Here is a 19,961-nt window from a genome sequence, read left to right on the forward strand (position 1 = left end):
ACCGCGCACGGGAGGCATCAACGTGCGGCGTCAGCGGCTCCCGGTGGCGACGGTGAGGATGCCCGGCCGAGGACGCCGCTCCCGACGGATTCGAGGTCCGTCCGGCGCCGGGGGCGGGGAAGACCGGCCCCCGGAGCGCAGGGCTCGTGAAGCGTACGATGGGGCTCTACCCCGGGGAGCCCCCATGTCGCTCGAGGACGGTGCACAGGTCCGCGACCCCGCGCGGCCTCGGGCGGACACCTCGGATCCGACTCCGAAAGGGCGGGCGAGCCGTGCGCGCGTGGTGGATTGACGACGCCGCGCGGGAGGCCGGCGACGCCGGGTCGAAGACCGGCGCGGGCGTCCCGCCGCTGGTGTTCGGCACGCGGCCCGACCCCGTCCCCGCTCCGGGCGAGCTCCTGGTGAACGTCAGGGCGTGCGGGGTGTGCCGGACCGACCTGCACCTGGTCGAGGGCGATCTGCCCGCGAAGCACGCGCGAACGGTGCCGGGACACGAGATCATCGGCGAGGTGGTGGAGACCGGACCCGGTTGCCGGCTCTTCCGCCTCGGCGACAGGGTGGGTATCGCGTGGCTCCGCTCGACGTGCGGCACCTGCCGCTTCTGTGTCCGCGGGGACGAGAACCTGTGCCTGTCACCGCGGTTCACCGGGTGGGACGACGACGGCGGGTACGCCGAGCTCGTCACCGTGCCCGAGGCCTTCGCCTACGCGGTGCCGCAGGACTTCGCCGACGAGGAGGCCGCACCGCTGCTCTGCGCCGGGATCATCGGGTACCGGGCGCTGCGCCGCTCCGGCGTACGGCCGGGCGGCCGGCTCGGCATCTACGGGTTCGGGGCGTCCGCCCACCTCGCCGCGCAGGTCGCGATGTTCGAGGGCGTGGAGGTATCCGTGATGACGCGTTCGGAAAGCGCCCGTCGCCTGGCCGCGGACCTGGGCGCAGCCTTCGTGGGGGAAGCGGCCGAGGAACCACCGCAGCCGCTGGACGCCGCGATCCTCTTCGCGCCCGCCGGCGCCCTGGTCCCCGCCGCGCTGCGGGCACTGGACCGCGGCGGCACCCTGGCCATTGCGGGCATCTACCTCAGCGACATCCCGGAGCTGCACTACGCCGACGAACTCTTCCAGGAACGCCGGCTCTGCAGTGTCACGGCGAACACCCGGACCGACGGCCGTGAACTCCTGGCACTCGCCGCCCGCATACCGCTGCGCCCCACGATCCAGCGGTACGCCTTCACCGACGCGGACCGCGCCCTGGCGGATCTGGCGGCGGACCGCGTGAACGGTGCTGCGGTCCTGCAGCTGGCCGGCCGGCCCGGTGGAGCCTGAGGCCGGCGTCGGCAGCCCCCAGGCCGGCCCAGCGACCCGACCCGGCCGGCCCGACACCGTCTCCCCTACCGTCTCTCCCACCGTCTCTCCTACGGTTGCAGGCACCGTCTCCCCGTTCGACGCCGTGATCCTCGATCTCGACGGCGTCGTCGCGGACACCGCGTCGGCGCACCGGGCCGCCTGGAAACACCTGTTCGACGCCGTCCTGGCGGATCCACGGGTCCCACCCGGCGCGGTCCTGCGTCCCTTCACCGACGGCGACTACGTCGCCTCTGTGGACGGCCGCCCCCGGGTGCAGGGGGTGGAGATGTTCCTGCGCTCCCGCGGGATCGAACTGCCGCACGGCACACCGTCGGATCCGCCGGAGGCCTGGACCGTGCGGGGCCTGGGCGCGGCCAAGAACGCCCTCTTCCTCGACGAGCTGCGCCGGCACGGCGTGCAGGCCTTCCCGGGCACCGTCGAGCTGATCCACCGGCTGCAGGAGAGCCGCGTCCCGTGCGCCCTGGTCACGGCGAGCCGTAATGCAGCGTCGGTGCTTGCCGCCGCGGGGCTGCAGGGGGCGTTCGACGTGGTCGTCGACGGGACGGTCGCCGGGGACCTCGGGTTGCCGGGCACACCGGACCCGGCAACCTTCCTCGAGGCGGCACGGCGACTGAAGGCGCACCCGTCCCGCACCGTGGTCATCGAGGACGCCACGAGCGGGGTGGCTGCCGCCCGCGACGGCGGGTTCGGGCTGATCGTGGGCATCGACCGGGCGGCGCAACGGGCTGCTCTCGAACGTGCCGGTGCCGACATCGTGCTCGACGACGTCCGCGAGCTGGACATGGGCCTGGTCCTCACGCATCGCTGGCACCTCATCTACGAAGGGTTCGATCCCTGGCACGAGGGCCACCGCGAAGCGCTGACCACCCTGGGCAACGGCCGCATGGCCACCCGCGGCGCCGCCCCGGAGTCCCACGCGGACGCCGCCCACTACCCCGGCACCTACCTGGCGGGCATCTACAACCGATGCCCCGAGCTGGTGCGCGGGGAGGAGGCCGAGGGCGAGCACCTGGTCAACCTCCCGAACTGGCTGCCCCTCGACCTCCGGCTGCAGGCCGGCCCGTGGTGGTCCGAGGGGGGCCTGACCCTGCTGCAGCAGCGCCGGGAGCTGGACCTGAAGCGGGCCCTCCTGTCCCGGCGGGCGGTGCTCGAGGATGCGCACGGCAGGCGGCTGGACGTCCACCAGCGCCGGATCGTCTCCATGGCGCAGCCCGGCCTGGCACTGCTGGAGACCACCCTGACAGCCCGCGGGTGGAGTGGGGCCGTGGAGATCCGCACGGGAATCGACGCGGACGTGGTCAACGCCAATGTCCCCGAAGATGCGGCCCTGGGGGGCCGGCACCTCGACGTCGTGGACCGCCGGGTCCGGTCCGGCGTCGAGCTCGTGGAGGTGCTGACCCGGCAGAGCTGCCTCCGGATCGCCGTCGCCGCTACGGTCGGCTTCACCGGCCCGGGCGGCGCCCCCGTGGAGGTGGCCAGCAGCCCCGCTCCGGACGACGCCGCGGGGCCCCGCGCCCGCTGGCTGCAGCACCACGTCGCCGCCCTCGCGGACGGAGTGCCCCTGACCGTCTGCAAGACGGCCGCCGTCGTCAGTTCGAGGGACCGGGCGCTGTCCTCACCCCTGTCCGCGGCACTCGCCGTCCTGGCCCGCGCGGCGGGGGCTTCACACCGGCGCTCGCCGCCCACGAGGAGGCGTGGCGGCCGCTCCTGGACCTGTTCGGCTTCGACCTGCATGCCGACCGGCAGACCCAGTTCGTCCTGAACCTCCATGTGTTCCATCTGCTGCAGACCCTCTCCGAGCACACCGCGGATCTCGACGCCGGCGTGCCGGCGCGCGGGCTGCACGGCGAGGGCTACCGCGGGCACATCTTCTGGGACGACCTGTTCGTGCTGCCGCTGATCACGTCCCGCCTCCCGTGGGTGACCCGCTCGCTGCTGGAGTACCGGTGGCGCCGCCTGGACGCGGCCCGCGACCGCGCGCGTGAGGCCGGGCTGGCCGGCGCCATGTTCCCCTGGCGCAGCGGCAGCGACGGCACCGAGGACACCCCGCCGTGGCTCTACAACCGGTTCTCCGGGACGTGGACACCGGATCATTCCCACCTGCAACGCCACGGCGGCCTCGCCGTGGCCTACAACGCCTGGCAGTACTACGAGGCCACCGCCGACCGCGACTGGATCCTCGGGCATGGTGCGGACCTGATCGTCGAGATCGCCCGGTCCTTCGCCGCCGCCGCGGAGTACGACGCCGGGGACGGCAGGTTCCATCTGCGCGGTGTCGTAGGGCCGGACGAGTACCACGACGGCTACCCGGACCGCGCCGGGCAGGGCATCGACGACAACGCGTACACCAACGTCATGGCCTCCTGGGTCTGCTCCCGCCCCGCGAGGATCATGAACGCCGTCCGAGGCAGGGACCGCAGGGACCTGCGCCGCCGGCTCCGCATCACCGGCGCCGAGATGGACCGGTGGAACCTCCTGGCACGACGGCTGCACGTACCCTTCCACGACGGCGTGATCAGCCAGTTCAGCGGCTACGGGGAACTCCGGGAACTGGACTGGGGCCACTACCGGCGGACCTACGGGAACATCGAGCGTCTGGACCTCATCCTGGGCGCCGAGGGGGACAGCACCAACCGGTACAGGCTCTCCAAGCAGGCGGATGTCCTCATGCTGTTCTACGTCCTGGGCGAGGACCAGCTGGTGCGCAGGCTCCGACGGATGGGGTACGCGCTCACGGAGGAGCAGCTGGCGCGGACCGTGGAGTACTACCTCGCCCGGGTGGCCCACGGGTCCACCCTCAGCCGGGTGGCCCACGCCTCGGTGCTGGCGGCGTCGAACCCGGAACGCGCCTGGTCCACCTTCCGTGACGCGCTCGACGCCGATCTCGACGACACCCAGGGCGGCACCACGCGCACGGGCATCCACCTCGGAGCCATGGCCGGCAGTGTCGACGTCATCCAGCGGAGCTTCGCGGGCCTGAGGATGAGCGCCGATGCGCTCGTCTTCGCCCCGCGCCTGCCCACGGAACTGCGGCAGGTCTCCTTCCGGATCCGGTACCGGGGGCTGCCGCTGGGCGTCACCCTCGAACACGACATGCTGACGGTGGACGCCGCCGAGAGCACCGCCGATCCCGTCCGCGTCCGCGTGGGACGGGACGTGACGCTGGTGGAGCCCGGCAGCACGGTGCGGATCAGCCTGCGGCCGGAACCACTCTCCTCCGGCGCCTGACCCGCTTGTGCCAGGAGTCCGCGGCCAGCAGTGCGGGCATGGACAGCATCGCCACCAGCAGACCGGCCGTCGTGGGCGGCGCATGCCCGAGCATCTCGGCGACAGGCACGATGAGCAGGAACCCCAGCAGCGCCAGGAGTTCCACGCCCACGGCCCGCAGCATGAGCGGGTTGGTCCGCCAGCCCAGGTGCCACGGCGGGACGGACTCGCTGCGGCAGGCGAAGGCGTTGGCCAGTTGCGCCAGGACCACGGTGGTGAACGCCGCCCCGGACGCCGCCGCGAGGATCCCGACGTCGGGGAAGCCCTCCCCGGGCCGCCACCCGGCCAGCCAGAGGGTGAGGGTGAACGCGGCCATCTCGAAGACGGCCTCCACCGGGCCGAGGACGGCGAAGACGCGCACCATCAGCCGCGTATCCATCAGGTGCCGGCGTTCCGGCGGACGCTGCATGGCCCGCTTGTCGGCCCGCTCGCTGCCCAGGGCCAGGGCGGGGAGAAGATCCGTCCCGATGTCCAGGAACAGGATCTGCAGCACCCCGAGCGCCAGCGGGAAGCTCCCGCCGGACAGCGCCCAGACCACGAAGGGGGTGAGTTCCGCGACGTTGTCGGTCAGGTGGTAGGTGAGGAAGCGGCGGATGTTCGCATAGGTGGCGCGGCCCTGCTCGACGGCGGCGACGATCGTCGCGAAGTCGTCATCCAGCAGCACGAGGTCCGCCGCTTCGCGTGCGACGTCCGTGCCGCTGGCGCCCATCGCCACCCCGATGTCGGCCTCCTGCAGTGCCGGGCCGTCATTGACCCCGTCCCCGGTCATCGCCAGGACGTGTCCGCGCAGCTGCAGGGCCCGCGCAACCCTCAGCTTCTGCTCCGGGGACACCCTGCTGACCACCACCCCGTCCCGGTCCAGGAGCGCGCCGAGCAGGTGCTCGTCCTCCGGCAGGTCCTTGCCCTCGAGGACGGTCCGGTCGGGACCGAGCAGCCCGATCTCCGCGGCGATCGCCGCCGCCGTCGTCGGATGGTCCCCGGTCAGCATGGCCACCTTGATGCCGGCGGTCCGCGTGGCGCGCAGGGCTTCGGCCACCGATGCCCGTGGCGGGTCGTGCAGGCCCACGAGCCCGAGCAGCATCAACTGCTGCTCGAGGACTCCCGGATCGTCAGGCCAGGCCCGGTCCCGCCCGGACGTCCCGGGTAGCGCCCGCTCGGCCACGGCGAGGACGCGCAGGCCGCGCCGAGCCATGTCGTCGAGCGCGGCAGCGCAGGCCGAGAGATCTGCGGGCGCCACGCACAGCGGGAGCACGGATTCAGGGGCGCCCTTCAGGAGCAGGCGCCCGGCGGCTGCCACGGATTCGCGCTTCCGGGCCGGGTCGAACGGCCAGCGGGCATCGACGGGGACCTCCGGAGCGGCTTGCTCGCGGTCCAGCCGGCGGGCCAGCACGTCCAGCGCCGCCTCCATGGGGTCGCCCTCCGCGGTCCACTCGTCGCCGTGCAGCACCGCCCGTCCACGGGACGCGGCGCGCGCGGCCAGCGCCAGGCCGCGCGCCCGTTCGACGGCGTCCGCGCCGCCCGTGATACTCGCGCTCGGGGCGTAGCCGGAGCCGCTCAGCGTCACGGCGCCCTCCGGGGTCCAGACCTCGACGGCGCTCATCCGGTTCTGCGTCAGGGTGCCGGTCTTGTCGGTGCAGATGAACGTGGTGGACCCGAGCGTCTCGACGGCCTGCAGGTGCCGCACCAGTGCGTTCCGGCCCGCCATGCGCTGGGCGCCCATGGCGAGGGACAGCGTGACCGTCGGAAGGAGCCCCTCGGGGATCAGCGCCACGGACACGCCGATGGCGAACAGGAAGGCGTCCCGCCAGGACGTGCCGGCCAGCAGGGAGACGGCGAAGAACACCCCGCCGAATGTCAGGGCGACCACAGAGATGATGCGGACCACCCGGCGGAGCTCGACGTCGAGGGGGCTCTGCGGTGGATGCGCGGCGGAGGTCAGGGAGGCGATCGCCGCGAGCCTCGTCCGCACCCCCGTGGCCGTGACCTCCGCCTCGGCGTTCCCGTTGACCAGGAACGTGCCACCGAACCCCTCATCGCCGGGCTTCTTGGGCACGGGCTCGCTCTCCCCCGAGAGCATCGATTCATCCACGGTGCAGGATTCGGTCACGGCGAATGCGACGTCGCCCGGGATCCTGTCCCCGGCCGAGAGGAGCACCACGTCCCCCTGGACGACCTCCGCGGCGGGAATACCCACCGCCCTGCCGTCACGCCGCACCAGGACCCGGGCGGGGAGCATGGCCCGGAGCTTCGACGCCGCCCGTTCGGCGCGGGCCTCCTGCACGTAGGCGAACACCCCGTTGATGATGACCACGATCGTCACGGCCACCCCGAGCTGCGGCATGCCGGCCACGAAGGCCAGAGCTGCCGCCACCCACAGCATCACGGCGAAGAAATGGGTGAATTCCGCGGCGAACGCCCGCCACCGCGGAACGGTGTGCGCCTGCGGCAGGAGGTTGGGCCCGTCCGCTGCCAGGCGCCGGGCCGCGTCCGCCGTGCTGAGGCCCCCGACGGTCGTGGTCATGGCCGGGAATCGCTCGCGGACGGGCAGGGGGTCACCACTGCGGCTTCAGGGCGCGGCGTTCCGGCCGGCCCGGTTCGACGAGCGAGGTACACGATCTTCTCCGACCCTAGGGGCACCGGTCCAGTATGGGCTCCCGATCCGCCCCTGGGCAGGGCCCTCCGGCACTCGTCGCGGTTCCCGACGCCGCGTCGGCGGGGAAGTCCGGGCCACCGACGCCCATCGGGCCCGGCCCCGATTCGCCGGCGCCCGCGGGATGGGAACCAGGCCGGGCGGCGTCAGCGCGTGCCGGTGGCGACGGCCACGATCTCCTGCATGTACGGCGCCACGACCTGCCGGGAGATCCTGCAGTCGAGCAGGAGGACGCCGTCGTCGTCGGAGGCCAGCCAGCCCGCCACGGCGGCGAGGTCGCCGAGGGAAGCGATCGTGGCGGATTTCGCGCCGAAGGCGGCCGCGACGGCGGCGAAGTCGACCTCGTCGATCATCATGGGCCGGGCGTCGATCCCGCGCACGGCGTACTGGTGGATCTCGGCCCCGTAGGCGGCGTCGTTGAAGACCACGATGACCGCGCGCCGCGCGGTCCGGATGAACGACTCCAGGTCCGCGAGCGCCATGAGGGCTCCGCCGTCGCCCGTGCACAGGACGATCGTGGAGTCCGGGAGCGCACGGGCCGCCCCGACGGCGCTGGGGAACCCGAGGCCGATGGTCTGGTAGGCGGTGCCCACCATGATGAGGCGGTTCGGCGCGGGAACGCGGAGGTAGCCCGGCGCCCAGCCGATGAAGTGGCCGCCGTCCTGCACGATCGTGCGATCCGCCGGCAGCATCTTGTCCAGGGAGCGGCAGAGGCTCCGCGGGTCGAGGCGGCCGTCGGGCGCCACCGGCTCGCCGTCGTCGCGGGCGGCGTGGGCGCGCAGGGCGGCCTCCGCGGCGGTCGTGCTCCACCGTGCCCCGTCGCGTGGTTCGACGGCGGCAAGGAGCGCTTCGGCCGCGAGCCGCGCATCGGCACGGACGAAGTCGGTGACGGCGGGAGACGTGGGGCCGGCCGTCACGTCCACCTGGAGGACCCGGGCCCCGGCGCCGAAGGAGTGCCCGAAGCGCAGGGTGAACTGGTTCAGCCGCGCGCCGAGCACCAGCACGACGTCGGCCTGCTCGATCAGGTGCGCCGTGCGTTCGGAGGCCCAGCCGCCCGCGATGCCGAGAGCCGTGGCGTCGTCGCCGAAGAGTCCGGCACCCAGTCCGGACGTGGCGGTGAGGGCGCCGAGGCGGGCGGCCAGATCCGCCGCCGCCCGGCCCGCTCCGCTCATCCACGCCCCGCGGCCGGCCAGGACGAGGGGGCGGCGGGCGGCTGAGAGCAGCGCGGCCGCCCGGGCGATGTCCTCCGCACCCGGCACCCGCAGGGGGAGGGGAGGGGGCGGGGTGAGGGCGTCCTCGTCCACGGCCTCGGCGCCCGCGAGGTCGTAGGGGATCGCGAGGACCACGGCTTCCCGGTAGCGCAGGGCGTGATCGATCGCCGCGGCCGTGGCGGCCCGGGGTCGGGACGCGGACACCGTGAACGTCGTCGCGCCCAGCCCCTTGGCCACCAGCGACTGATCCACGTCCCAGGGCCGGGGGCCCGTGGTGGGAGCGTCGCCGACGACGAGCACGAGTGGGATGCCGGCCTGCACCGCCTCCGCGAGCGGGGTGAGGGCGTTCGTGAAGCCCGCTCCGTATGTGGTGGTCGCGACGGCGAGGCGGCCACTGGCACGGTAATAGGCGTCCGCGGCTGCGACGGCGCCTGCCTCGTGGCGCACCGCGGTGTAGTGCAGGGAGCCGGGGGACGACATCACGGCGTCGAGGAAGTGGGCGTTGCCGTTCCCCATGACGCCGAAGACTTCGGTGACTGCGGATCGGAGGGCGGACACCACACGGGCTGAGACTGCGGACATCAGGAATCTTTTCGGGACGAACGTCCTCCGGCGGCAGCAGGTGATGCACACGGTCACCCGGACGACGTTGGTGGGCGATTTCCGTATGTGCCTCGGGCTGCTGCGCCCTTATTGCCTCTTTTTCAGGCACGGCGCTCCACGGCGCCCGACGATCGCCACTATAGCGGACGTGCCGGCGGCAGGCAGGTGACGGAGCGGACGTGCCTCTCCGTCACCTGCCACGCTGTCCTAGTGCCGGGCTGCGGGCACTGCGTCCGCAGACTTCTCGTCCGCCTCCAGGGGTGCGCCGCTGGGCTCCTTCACCAGGCTCACCCCGATGAAGGAGATGACGCACAGGCCCATGATGTAGAGCCCGATGGACCCCGACCAGCCCGTGCTGCCGAGCAGTGCCTGGGCGATGAGCGGAGCGAAGGCTCCACCGAGGATCGCACCGAGGGCGTAGCCGATGCCGATGCCGGAGTAGCGCACGTTGGCGGGGAACATCTCCGCGTACATCGCCGACATGGGCCCGTAGGACAAGCCGAGGCCGATGGTCAGGACGAAGATGGCGATGCCGTAGGCCCAGATGCTCCGGGTGTCGATCAGCATGAACATCGGGATCATCCAGACGAAGATCAGCGCGTAGCCGAGCTGGAACGTCCGCACCCGGCCGATCCTGTCCGAGAGGATGCCCCCGTACAGCGTGAAGATGAGCCAGCCGAAGGAGGCGAGCAGGGTTGCCAGGAGCACGGGGGCGGCGGGCATGCCGAGGCTCTTCTGCGCGTAGGAGGACAGGAAGGCGATCACGAGGTAGCCCGCGGCGTTGTTGCCGATGAAGATGACGGCGGCGAGGATCACTTCGCGCTTGTTGGTCCTCAGCAGGCTCCGCAGGGGAGTGGCGGTGTCCCGCTTGCGTTCGATCATGCGCCTGAAGACGGGGCTTTCGGCGACTGCCGACCGGATGAAGTACCCCACGACGATCAGGACGACCGACAGCAGGAACGGGATGCGCCAGCCCCAGGCCATGAAGGCTTCGGGCGACATCGAGCTGCGGAGCAGGAAGAGCACGAGGGTCGCGAGGATCATGCCGACGGGGACGCCGATCTGGGGGTAGGCGCCCCAGAAGCCGCGCTTGCCCACGGGCGCGTGCTCCACGGCCATGAGGGCTGCGCCGCCCCATTCGCCGCCGGCGGAGAAGCCCTGCAGGATGCGCAGCAGCATGAGCAGGATCGGTGCCCACACGCCGATCTGCGCGTAGGTGGGCAGCAGGCCGATCAGCGCGGTGGCCGAGCCCATCAGCACGAGGGTGAAGACCAGCATCGCCTTGCGCCCGATCCTGTCGCCGAGGCGGCCGGCGATCACCGCGCCGAGGGGGCGGAAGAAGAAGCTGATGCCGATCGTGGCCCAGGCGACGAGTTGGGCGAGGCCCGGGCTCTCGCCCTCGAGCGGCCCGAAATAGAGACTGGCGAAGACGAGGCCGGCGGCCTGGGCGAAGATGAAGAAGTCGTACCACTCGATGGTGGTGCCGACCATCGTTCCCGCCAGGACCTTGCGGTCCGCCGCACTCATGCGGGAGCCGGCCTGGGCCTCCCGACGGTCTGGTGCTGATGCCATGAAAAACCCCTTTGTCTTTCGGTGTGAGTTGCCCTGACGTCCCGGGCCGGGGCGTCGACGGCAGACCCGGTACTCGTCATCGAGTACAAAATCGTATACGAATGCTAGGCGCGACCACAGAGGCGGTCAAGGGTTCCAGGAGGCCTCCGCGCAGAGGACGGCCACTCCTGGCGGCCGGGACCCGGCCCCTTTTGGTCGTAGTGTTCACGGGGCGCCGCACGACTCGCGGTGGATAATGCGCAGCAGTCCTCAGTACTGTTTGATCATGGCCACCTCCCTCAGAAACAGCCGCGCCGCCGCGCTCCCCGCCAAGCTCTCCCGATCCTGGCTGCTGGCTTCCGCTGCTTCCGAGGACACCTTCATCCCCGCCCTCACGTCCGAGGCCGATTCCGTGGTGTTCGACATGGAGGACGCCGTCCCCGCGGCGGGCAAGGCGGAAGCGCGGGAGCGCGTGGTCGAGGCACTGTCCACGGGGATGACGGCCTGGGTGCGCGTCAACGGCATCGAGACGGAGTACTGGGCGGATGACCTCGCCGCGCTGTCCAAGGCGCCCGGACTGCGCGGCGTCATGCTCGCCATGACGGAGAAGCCCGAGCAGGTCACGCACACGGCGATGCGCCTGCAGGCCGGTACGCCTGTGCTCGCGCTGATCGAGTCCGCCCTCGGCATCGAGAACGCGACGGCGATCGCCAGTGCGCCCGGCACCTTCCGCCTCGCGTTCGGTGTCGGTGACTTCCGGCGCGACACCGGTGCGTCGGACGATCCGATGGCGCTCGCCTACGCGCGTTCCAAGCTCGTGGTCGCCTCGCGCGTCGGTCAGCTTCCCGGTCCGATCGACGGTCCGACCGTCGGCGCCCTGGGTGACGAGCTGCTCGAAGCCTGCAAGGTGACGGCGTCCATGGGCATGACCGGCAAGCTGTGCCTGCTGACCGATGCCACCGACACCATCAACCGCGGCCTGTCGCCGAGCGAGTCCGAGATCAACTGGGCTGCGGAACTGCTGCGTGAACACGCTGCGGGTGCGGTGGTGGGGGATGGCTCGTACCTGCCACGCCTGGCCCGCGCTCAGAAGATCTCCTCGCTCGCCGACTCCTACGGCCTCTGGAACGCCTGAATCAAAAAATCCCCAACTTCTTGCATCCAAATCGCGTGGCCCGCCGGTAATACCGGGTGTCAGCGAAAATGCCCCAGCAGGGGCCAGATCAAGGAGTTGTCATGCAAGGACGCTTGTACGCCGTAGGAGCCGTCGCGGTTCTGGGAGCAGTATCCATCGCCGCGCCGGCAACGGCCGCGGAAACGCCCGCCGCCGCATCCCTGTCGGTACTCCACGGAGTTCCCGATCTCACCGTCGACGTGTACGTCAACGGCGCTCTCACACTGGACGACTTCGCTCCCGGTGAACTGGCGGGTCCCCTCGAATTGCCCGCGGGGGCCTACCAGCTGGCCGTGACGGCGGCGGACGCAGCCGATGCGAGCGCACCGCTCATCGGCCCTGTGGACGTGACGCTGGCTGCCGGCGGGAACTACACCGCGACGGCCAACCTCGATGCCGGAGGAACCCCCACGGCGAACTTCTACACGAACGATGTCTCGACCGTCGAGGCCGGCAAGTCGCGGCTCACCGTCCGGCACGTCGCGACTGCCCCGGCGGTCGACGTCCTCGCCGGGGGCGCTGTGCTCGTACCGAACCTCAGCAACCCCGGTGAGGCCTCGCTGACCACGGACGCCGGCACGGTGTCGGCTGCGGTTGCGGCCACGGGCACCACCGATCCCGTCATCGGCCCTGCCGACGTGGCCCTCGCCGAAGGGACCTCGACGATCGTGTACGCGTGGGGAAGCCTGGAAGCCGGCAACCTCGCGCTGGCCACCCAGGTGATCGACGGTCTCCACTCCTCCCCGGGCGCAGTCCCGGGAGGCCAGTCCGGCCTGGCAGCGCAGGACGACAACGGGGCGGCCATCGGGATCGGTGCTTTCCTGCTGGTTCTCCTCGGCGGTGCGGTAGCGGCCTCGCGCCGGCGAGCCACCCGGATCTCCAGCTGAACGTGCAGGGTGGGGAGGTGCCGCCACGCCTCCCCACCCTGCACCACCGTCATCATCACAGGAAGGATTACCGACCGTGCAGCCCAGACGACCAGCGCTAGCCACGGCCGTGCTCGCCGCCGTCCTCCTCTCGGGGTGCGCGCAGGACGATGTTCCGTCTCCCGCGGAGCCGGCGCCGTCCATCACGGAGGCGGCGCCGTCCATCACGAAGCCGCAGGCCGTCGCGCCCCTGCCCACGGAAAGCGGCGCACCTCTGCCGGCGGCCATCGGTCCTGTTCCCGTCCAGCGGGCGGATGCGGCACTCAAGGCCCGGGGTCCAGCCCCTGTTGCCCTCGATATCGCGGGCACCGACATCTCGGTCAAGGTCGTCGACGTCGGTATCGATGAGAACGACGCCATGGAGATACCCGACAGCTTCTGGGAAGCCGGCTGGTACCGGTACGGGCCTGCCCCCGGCGCGGCGGCCGGCAATGCGGTCCTGGCAGCCCACGTGGACAGCCTCACGGAGGTCATGCCCTTCGCCCAGCTGAAGGACGTACCCGTTGGAACCATCGTCACGGTCTCCCTTGAGGACGGCAGGTCGTTGAGCTATCGGGTCTCGGACGTGCGGAACGTCCCCAAGGCGACGCTGGATGGATCAGCGATCTTCGCCCGCGACGGCGATCACCAGCTGAAGGTCATCACGTGTGGGGGTGAGTGGCTTCCGGACGAGGGTGACTATGAGGACAACGTCGTCCTCACGGCCTTACCACTCTGATGCGGTCGGGTAGGAGCGTAGGATCACAGGACGCTGCGCTTGCGGGGCGCCCGTACCCCGCGCTTGAGGAGTGGACCTTGGCACCTCCGGGCCCTGAGTGGACGAGCCAGCTCGACCTGGAGTTCTCCGCAGGAGACGAGAACGCGATGGCGGCTGCCTACCGGAGCTTCTCGCCGATCGTCTACACGGTCGCCCTCAGGGCCCTGGGAGATCACGCGGCAGCCGCGGACGTGACCCAGGACGTGTTCGTGAGGGCGTGGCGCTTCCGCAGCAGCTTCGATCCGGAGGCGGGGGCGGTGCCGGCGTGGGTCCTGGGAATCTGCAGGAACGTCGTCCTCGATTCCCTGTCGGCAAGGAGCAGGCAGCAGCACGTGGTCGTACGATCCGGGATAGCACCCGGGTCCGGCGCGGCACAGGAGCGCGGCGTTGATACGATCACCGATCGGGTGGTCCTCGGTTCCGAGCTCGAGCTGCTGGGGGAGCCGCAGAGCTCGATCCTCAAGCTCGCGTTCTACGAGGACCTGACGCACGAGCAGATCTCGGCGCGCCTGGATCTCCCGCTGGGAACCGTCAAGAGCCACATCCGGAGGAGTCTTGTGCACCTGCGTCACCGATTGGGGGAATGGAATGCAGCATCTTGATCCGGATGCCGTGGGTCTCGCCGCCCTGAACGAATCCCTTGACCGATGGTCGCGGGAACATCTGGCAACGTGCCGCGACTGCTCCGCCGACGTGAACGAGCTGCGGAGCATCGTCGCGATGGCGAAGGCCGATGGCTCGGCGGCCGTGCTGGAGCGACCGGGGCCGGCGGTGTGGATGGCGATCAAGGCCGAGCTCGGTCTGCCTGCGGAGCTGGGCGACGATGCATCGGCACGGGACTCCCGCCGGGACGCGAGCGTGTCACCGCTCGTGCCGCTCGAAGGTGGACACCGACGCACCGGGCGGCCCGTCGCGGTGCGCTGGCTGGCCGTCGCCGCCGGGATCGGCGTCGTGGTGGGGGGAGGTGCCCTGTGGGGGTTCCAGTCCCTGGGCGGGACGGGAGGCGGGGCCGTGCTGGCGCGGGCCGCGCTGGAGCCGCTGCCGGGCCGATCGGGGTCCGGAGAGGTGACCATCTCCCGGACCGGAGACGGCACGCGGAGCCTGGACATCGATCTGGCCGGCGCAGTGCCGGAGGGATACCGGCAGGTGTGGCTGATCGCTCCCGACCTCGAGCAGATGTACAGCGTCGGCCTCATGGACGGGGATCACGGACGTTTCACCGTGCCCGCCGCCATCGACCTGGCGCAGTTCCCCATCGTGGACGTCTCCGACGAACCCTTCGACGGCGACCCCTCCCACTCGAGCGTCAGTATGGTCAGGGGGACCATCCAGGGTTCGTAGCGGCTTGCAGCGGCTTGCAGCGCGCTTGTGTCGCGCGGAAGGAACGGGACGGCTAGTAGGCGAGGGCGCGCTGCTCCGAGCCGCTGATCCGCGAGGCGCCGCCGCAGTTGGTGCAGACCTGCAGCCGGGTCTTCTTGAGCGTCAGCAGCGGGATGAAGAACACCGACAGCTTCGTCTTGCGCTGGATCACCTGTTGCGGAGCGTGCTGATGGCAGTAGCGGCAGGTGGCGGAATGGGTGAACTGCAGGTGCTCGCGCGTGGTGAGGCCGAAGAGGAAGAACATACTCCACCGTAACCAGCCCACGGGGAGAGCGCCCTCGGTTCCCTCCGGTCGCGCCCCGGCCTTGCGATCCCGGGCGGCGTGTGCGGCGGCCGCGCTGTCCGGGTCAGGCGTCGATACCTGCCGAGGTGCCGTCCCGTCCACGCTTCCGCAGGGAGGGGGCGGCCAGGGCCGCGATGAGCACCAGGACGCCGACTCCCGCGGAGGCCCAGAAGCCGAGGGTGAAGGCGTCGTCCGACGGGGCGCCCTGAGCTGTGGTGTTCGAGGCGATGAGCGCCGCGATGACCGCTGTGCCGATGCTGCTGCCGATGGTCCGCAGGACCGTGTTGGCGCTGACGGCCTCGCCGGTCTGGGTTGCGGGTACGCTCTCGACGATGGCGTTGGACGTGGCCGCGAGGGCCATGCCGATCCCGATGCCGGTGAGGATCCCCGAGAGGACGATCTGCCACTCCTCGGCGTGGCCGAGTGCGGGAAGGGCGAAGGCGACGATGACGGCGACCGCACCGAGGATCATCGGCAGCTTCGGGCCGATCCTGCGGATGATGATTCCCGCGGCGACGCCGGAGGCGACCATGGCGACCACGGTGGGAAGCAGGTAGATCCCGGCTTCGCTCACCGACTTGCCGAAGCCGTAGCCGAGCGCCGTGGGCAGCTGGAGGAGAGTCGGGACCAGGATGAAGGTGCCGAACATCGCGAAGCCGAACCCGAGCGCGACGACGTGCGCCGTCCACACGCCGCGGTGGCGGAAGAGCCGCAGGTCGATCAGCGGCTCCTGCACGCGTAGTTCCACCAGCACGAAGGCGACGAGCGCCGCGGCGCCTCCGATCAGCAGGCCGACCGTCCTGGCGTCGCCCCAGCCCCACGTCTGGCCCTCACTGATGGCCAGTAGCAGTGCCACCAGGCTGACGGACAGGATGCCCGCACCGAGCGTGTCGAGGCGGCCGGGTGTGCGGATGGGTGATTCCGGCATGCCGAAGACGGCGCCGAGGAGCGCGATCAGCACGAGGCCCGCGGGGAGCCAGAAGAGCCAGTGCCAGGACAGGGATTCCACGATGGGGCCGGCGGCGACGATGCCGACGCCTGCTCCGATGCCGAAGATGGCCGAGAGCAGACCGATCGTCACGCTCACGCGCTCCTTCGGGAGCTCATCGCGGACGATGCCGATGGACAGCGGCATGACGGCGCCCGCTGCCCCCTGGAGGATGCGGGCGACGACCAGCATCGTGAGGTTCGTGGACAGGGCTGCGAGGACCGCTCCGACCAGCAGGAGCGCCAGGACCACGATGAGGACCCTGCGCTTGCCCACCATGTCGCCCAGGCGCCCGAGGATCGGGGTGAGGACCGGAATGCCCCGCCGGACCGCTGGAGGGCAGCGGGCGGGCGGCGGACCAGGAAGCCGTGCGAGGAGGCAGGGACGCCGATGCCACGCGCCGCGCGCTCGTCCGGGCGGCACGTCGGCGCTTCGCCACGGGTGGTTACCGGGCGACGACGGTGCGGCGGATCGCGGCGGACGTCGGCGTCAACGTAGCCCTGATCAGCCGGTACTTCGGCTCCAAGGAGGGTCTGTTCGAGGCCTGCATGAACCGGACCGTCGACGAGCTCGGGACAGGGGACAGGGCACGGCCCGTCGGCGTGGATGCGGTGATCGACCGGCTCATCGGGCATGTCGTCGAATCCCCCAACGCGGACGACCCGCTGCAGCTTCTCCTGCTCCTGCGCTCGTCGGGCGACGAGAACGCGGACTCCATCCGACGGCGGACCCTCGAGTCCTTCACCGAGAGGCTCGCAGCATCGGCGGGCTGGAGCGCGGACGATCCTTCGAGTGCCCCCCTGCTGCTGCGGGCCCAGGTCGCGATGGCCACCATGCTCGGGCTCGTGATGCTGCGGACCTCGACCGGGGTCCAGCCCGCCGCCGCGGCGACGTTCGAGGACCTCGCCGGGCCCCTCGGGCAGGTCTTCAGGGTGCTCCTCGCGGATCCCGACGCAACGCCGTAGTCCGTGCTGCTCGTCGTGCCGGTAGGCAGCGGGCCGACCGCCGCCGCGCTGGGGCGGCAGGCCGCCTAGGGTCGGCGGAAGCGGTTAACCATGGGGCAGTCGAAGGGGTCCCGGGCGGCGAGTCCCACGCGGTTGAGGTAGGAGACCACCGCGCCGTAGGACGCGGCGACGCCCACCTCCGTGTAGGGCACGCGCAGGCGCTCGCAGTGTTCCTTGACGATCACGGCGGCGCGGCGCAGGTGCGGGCGCGGCATGTCGGGGAAGAGGTGGTGCTCGATCTGGAAGTTCAGTCCGCCGAAGGCGTTGTTGACGAAGGACCCGCCGCGGATGTTGCGCGAGGTGAGCACCTGCTTCTGGAAGAAGTCCAGCTTGCTGTCCTTCGGCACCACCGGCATGCCCTTGTGGTTGGGTGCGAAGCTCGCGCCCATGTAGACGCCGAAGACGGCGAGCTGGACGCCCAAAAAGGCGAAGGCCATGCCGACGGGGAGGAACCAGAAGAGGACGCCGAGGTAGGCGCCGAACCGGGCGCCGAGGAGCGCGAGCTCCACCCAGCGGCCCTTGATGGTGCGGCGGGCGAAGAGGGTGCTGATGGAGCGGGCATGCAGGTTGATGCCCTCCATGGTCAGCAGCGGGAAGAAGAGGTAGCCCTGGCGGCGGGTGATCCAGGCCTGGATGCCCTTGGCTTTTGCGGCGTCCTCCTCGAGGAACGAGATGGTGTCCACCTCGATGTCCGGGTCCTTGCCGCGCGTGTTGGGATCGTTGTGGTGGCGCGTGTGCTTGTCCATCCACCAGGCGTAGCTGATGCCGACGACGCCGGCGGCGAGGATGCGCCCAAACCAGTCGTTGGCGCCGCGGGTCTTGAAGATCTGGCGGTGCGAGGCCTCGTGAGCCAGGAACGCGACCTGCGTCAGGACGACGCCGAGGACGGCGGCGATGAGGAGCTGGAACCAGGTGTCGCCCAGGAGCGCGAAGCCCGTCCATGCCGCGCCCATGGCCAGGGCCAGGAGTGCGAACACCGAGACGTAGAAGCGCCGGCGGCGGTTCAGGAGGCCTTCCTTGCGGACCTGCTTGAGCAGGACCGAGTAGGAGGCGACGACGTCGTTCGGCTTGGAGATGCGGACGGTGCGCGGGGCGGCGGTAACGCTCATGGGGGTCCCTGGGGTAGCCGGTGGCTTCCCAGCCCGGGGTGGGGTGCTAGCCCGCAGATTTCCCTACTCTATGTCAGTACCCTGAGCAGTGGCTGTACAGAAGTAACAGCAAGGTCACGGAGTCGTGGCGGCGCCGTCGTAGTGGCCGGGCCATGACCCCACCGGGATGCGCGTGATGGAACGGATGGTCCCCGCCGTGCCCCACTCGTTCTTCCCCAGCCGCGAGAGCGGCCTGAGTGCCTCGATCGAGGGGAGGGAGCCGTCGAGCACCTCCTCGGAGACCACAGCGTGCAGCACCTCGCCGAAGACGAGGGTGCAGTCGCCCATGTCCTGGATCAGGTGCAGCCGGCATTCGAGGGCCACGGGCGATTCCAGGACGCGGGGCGGGGTCACGGTTGCGCTGGGCTCGCGGGTGATGCCGACGGCGTCGAACTCGCTGATGTCGGGCGGGAAATCGGTGCCGGTGGTATTGACGGCTTCGAAGAGGTCCTCCGGGGTGAAGCTGACCACGAACTCGCCCGTGGCCTCGATGTTGCGGACGGAATCCTTGCGGCCCACCGAGGTGAACTGGACGATGGGCGGATCGACGGAGGCGATCGTGAAGAACGAGTGCGGAGCGAGGTTGTCCACGCCCTCGGCCGACGTGGACGAGATCCACGCGATGGGACGCGGCACGACGACGGAGGTCAGGAACCTGTAGAACGAGCGGCTGTTCGAGGGGTCGGGGACCACGTCCCGGCGCGGGCTCACGACAGCCCCGTCAGGAGGTCGCGAAGGCTCAGCGGACGGCGCCCGGTGAGCCGTTCGACGTCGGGCGACACCTCGGCCATCTCTCCCCGGGCGATGGCCGTATAGGTGCTCACCCACGCCTCGACCTGCCAGTGCGGCGCACCGTGGTGGGCGCGGGACGCCATCGCCTCGTCATGCGTCTGGTCCTCGAACCTCACCGTTGCCGGGGTCAGCTCGGAGATGGTGGCTGCTGCGCCGGCCAGGGTGAACGCCTCCGGTCCGGTCAGGTGGTAGGACTCACCGGCGTGGGCCTCGGGGTCCCGGAGCACCGCCGCGGCGGTACGCGCGACATCCGCCTGCGCGACGGCGGACAGGAGTCCGTCCCCGGCCGGCCCGCGGATCACGCCGTCCTCGGCGAGGGACGGCACGAAGTCGAGGTAGAGGTTGTCCCGGAGGAACGTCCACGACAGTCCCGAGCGGCGGAGATGCTCCTCCGTGTACCAGTGGTCCCGGCCGAGGAGGAAGGCGGCGTCCGGGGCGGCACCGAGGAACGAGGTATAGACGACGTGCCGGACCCCGGCCTCCTTCGCCGCATCGATGAAGGTGCGGTGGGTCGCGACGCGGTCGGGTTCCTCGGCGGCGGACACCATGAACAGGACGTCGACGCCGGCAAGCGCCTCGACGGACGCCTCGAAGTCCGCATAGGTGGTGTGGCGCACGACCGACTCGGGCAGATGCTGCGCGCGGTCCGGGGACCTGACCGGCAGGACGAGGGGCGTCCCTTCGGCGGCGAGGATCCGGGCGACACCGCCTCCGATCGTCCCGGTTGAACCTGTGACTGCGATGCGTTGCTCCATGCTCCCCTCAGCCGCTGCAGCGCCCGGATTATTTCCGGCCGCCTCCGCGCCGGCCCGTGCGGGGTTCACCGCCCGTTCGCCCCGCCGTCGCCCCCGGGTTGCCAGGCG

17 protein-coding genes are annotated in these 19,961 nt (G+C 71.0%); 9 read left to right on the forward strand and 8 right to left on the reverse strand.

All coding sequences use genetic code 11. The features are described from left to right. Positions 1-272: 272 nt before the first annotated feature. From ACIQCY_RS00560 to ACIQCY_RS00570, 3 genes are read left to right on the forward strand one after another with little or no spacing between them, the layout of a single operon-like run. Positions 273-1,322, forward strand: coding sequence for a zinc-dependent alcohol dehydrogenase family protein (locus ACIQCY_RS00560; protein WP_400481940.1), 1,050 nt, complete (start codon positions 273-275; stop codon positions 1,320-1,322). Further along, a complete protein-coding gene (locus ACIQCY_RS00565) occupies positions 1,312-3,126 on the forward strand; it encodes an HAD-IA family hydrolase (RefSeq protein ID WP_400481941.1) in 1,815 nt (604 codons plus the stop codon). Before ACIQCY_RS00560 ends, ACIQCY_RS00565 begins: the two co-directional genes overlap by 11 nt. 8 nt (positions 3,127-3,134) lie before the next feature. Next, positions 3,135-4,592: a glycosyl hydrolase family 65 protein gene (locus ACIQCY_RS00570; protein ID WP_400481942.1), complete on the forward strand. Its 1,458-nt coding sequence runs from the start codon at positions 3,135-3,137 to the stop codon at positions 4,590-4,592. Here ACIQCY_RS00570 and ACIQCY_RS00575 read toward each other — a convergent pair. From ACIQCY_RS00575 to ACIQCY_RS00585, 3 genes are all read right to left on the reverse strand, one after another. Then, on the reverse strand, positions 4,555-7,152 hold the full coding sequence (locus ACIQCY_RS00575; RefSeq protein ID WP_400481943.1) for a cation-translocating P-type ATPase: 2,598 nt from the start codon (positions 7,150-7,152) through the stop codon (positions 4,555-4,557). The two genes, ACIQCY_RS00570 and ACIQCY_RS00575, sit on opposite strands and share 38 nt — an antisense overlap. A 275-nt stretch (positions 7,153-7,427) precedes the next feature. Then, entirely contained in the window at positions 7,428-9,074 is a 1,647-nt protein-coding gene (locus ACIQCY_RS00580) for a thiamine pyrophosphate-binding protein (protein WP_400481944.1), read from the reverse strand. Positions 9,075-9,302: 228 nt separating this feature from the next. Beyond that, positions 9,303-10,667 carry an MFS transporter gene (locus ACIQCY_RS00585; protein WP_400481945.1) on the reverse strand — a complete coding sequence of 455 codons (1,365 nt, stop codon included), beginning with the start codon at positions 10,665-10,667 and terminating at the stop codon, positions 9,303-9,305. Positions 10,668-10,932: 265 nt separating this feature from the next. On the opposite strand from ACIQCY_RS00585, the gene ACIQCY_RS00590 reads away from it, so the two are divergent. The 5 genes from ACIQCY_RS00590 to ACIQCY_RS00610 all read left to right on the forward strand — a co-directional run bounded on the left by ACIQCY_RS00590 (position 10,933) and on the right by ACIQCY_RS00610 (position 14,844). Then, positions 10,933-11,781, forward strand: coding sequence for an HpcH/HpaI aldolase/citrate lyase family protein (locus ACIQCY_RS00590; RefSeq protein ID WP_400481946.1), 849 nt, complete (start codon positions 10,933-10,935; stop codon positions 11,779-11,781). A 101-nt stretch (positions 11,782-11,882) separates the two neighbouring features. Beyond that, a complete protein-coding gene (locus tag ACIQCY_RS00595) occupies positions 11,883-12,707 on the forward strand; it encodes a DUF4397 domain-containing protein (protein WP_400481947.1) in 825 nt (274 codons plus the stop codon). A gap of 76 nt (positions 12,708-12,783) precedes the next feature. Further along, positions 12,784-13,464, forward strand: a complete 681-nt coding sequence (locus tag ACIQCY_RS00600) for a sortase domain-bontaining protein (protein ID WP_400481948.1) — start codon at positions 12,784-12,786, stop codon at positions 13,462-13,464. Positions 13,465-13,541: 77 nt separating this feature from the next. After that, positions 13,542-14,105, forward strand: coding sequence for an RNA polymerase sigma factor (locus tag ACIQCY_RS00605; RefSeq protein WP_400481949.1), 564 nt, complete (start codon positions 13,542-13,544; stop codon positions 14,103-14,105). Further along, positions 14,092-14,844, forward strand: a complete 753-nt coding sequence (locus ACIQCY_RS00610) for an anti-sigma factor domain-containing protein (RefSeq protein ID WP_400481950.1) — start codon at positions 14,092-14,094, stop codon at positions 14,842-14,844. The genes ACIQCY_RS00605 and ACIQCY_RS00610 overlap by 14 nt, the downstream gene beginning before the upstream one ends. 52 nt (positions 14,845-14,896) lie before the next feature. On the opposite strand, the gene ACIQCY_RS00615 is transcribed toward ACIQCY_RS00610, so the two are convergent. Together ACIQCY_RS00615 and ACIQCY_RS00620 are read right to left on the reverse strand one after the other, a co-directional pair. Beyond that, on the reverse strand, positions 14,897-15,127 hold the full coding sequence (locus ACIQCY_RS00615) for a zinc-ribbon domain-containing protein (protein ID WP_400481951.1): 231 nt from the start codon (positions 15,125-15,127) through the stop codon (positions 14,897-14,899). A gap of 103 nt (positions 15,128-15,230) precedes the next feature. Further along, on the reverse strand, positions 15,231-16,577 hold the full coding sequence (locus ACIQCY_RS00620; protein WP_400481952.1) for an MFS transporter: 1,347 nt from the start codon (positions 16,575-16,577) through the stop codon (positions 15,231-15,233). On the opposite strand from ACIQCY_RS00620, the gene ACIQCY_RS00625 reads away from it, so the two are divergent. Continuing rightward, a complete protein-coding gene (locus ACIQCY_RS00625; RefSeq protein ID WP_400481953.1) occupies positions 16,523-17,119 on the forward strand; it encodes a TetR family transcriptional regulator in 597 nt (198 codons plus the stop codon). The two genes, ACIQCY_RS00620 and ACIQCY_RS00625, sit on opposite strands and share 55 nt — an antisense overlap. A gap of 65 nt (positions 17,120-17,184) precedes the next feature. Here the strand turns inward: ACIQCY_RS00625 and ACIQCY_RS00630 are convergent, their stop codons facing one another. The 3 genes from ACIQCY_RS00630 to ACIQCY_RS00640 all read right to left on the reverse strand — a co-directional run bounded on the left by ACIQCY_RS00630 (position 17,185) and on the right by ACIQCY_RS00640 (position 19,853). Continuing rightward, positions 17,185-18,267, reverse strand: coding sequence for a fatty acid desaturase family protein (locus tag ACIQCY_RS00630; protein ID WP_400481954.1), 1,083 nt, complete (start codon positions 18,265-18,267; stop codon positions 17,185-17,187). A gap of 114 nt (positions 18,268-18,381) precedes the next feature. Continuing rightward, positions 18,382-19,017: a flavin reductase family protein gene (locus ACIQCY_RS00635; RefSeq protein ID WP_400481955.1), complete on the reverse strand. Its 636-nt coding sequence runs from the start codon at positions 19,015-19,017 to the stop codon at positions 18,382-18,384. Further along, on the reverse strand, positions 19,014-19,853 hold the full coding sequence (locus tag ACIQCY_RS00640) for an SDR family oxidoreductase (RefSeq protein WP_400481956.1): 840 nt from the start codon (positions 19,851-19,853) through the stop codon (positions 19,014-19,016). Before ACIQCY_RS00640 ends, ACIQCY_RS00635 begins: the two co-directional genes overlap by 4 nt. Positions 19,854-19,961: the final 108 nt, after the last annotated feature.

The organism is Arthrobacter sp. NPDC092385 (genome assembly GCF_044755105.1).
Taxonomy (GTDB): domain Bacteria; phylum Actinomycetota; class Actinomycetes; order Actinomycetales; family Micrococcaceae; genus Arthrobacter_D.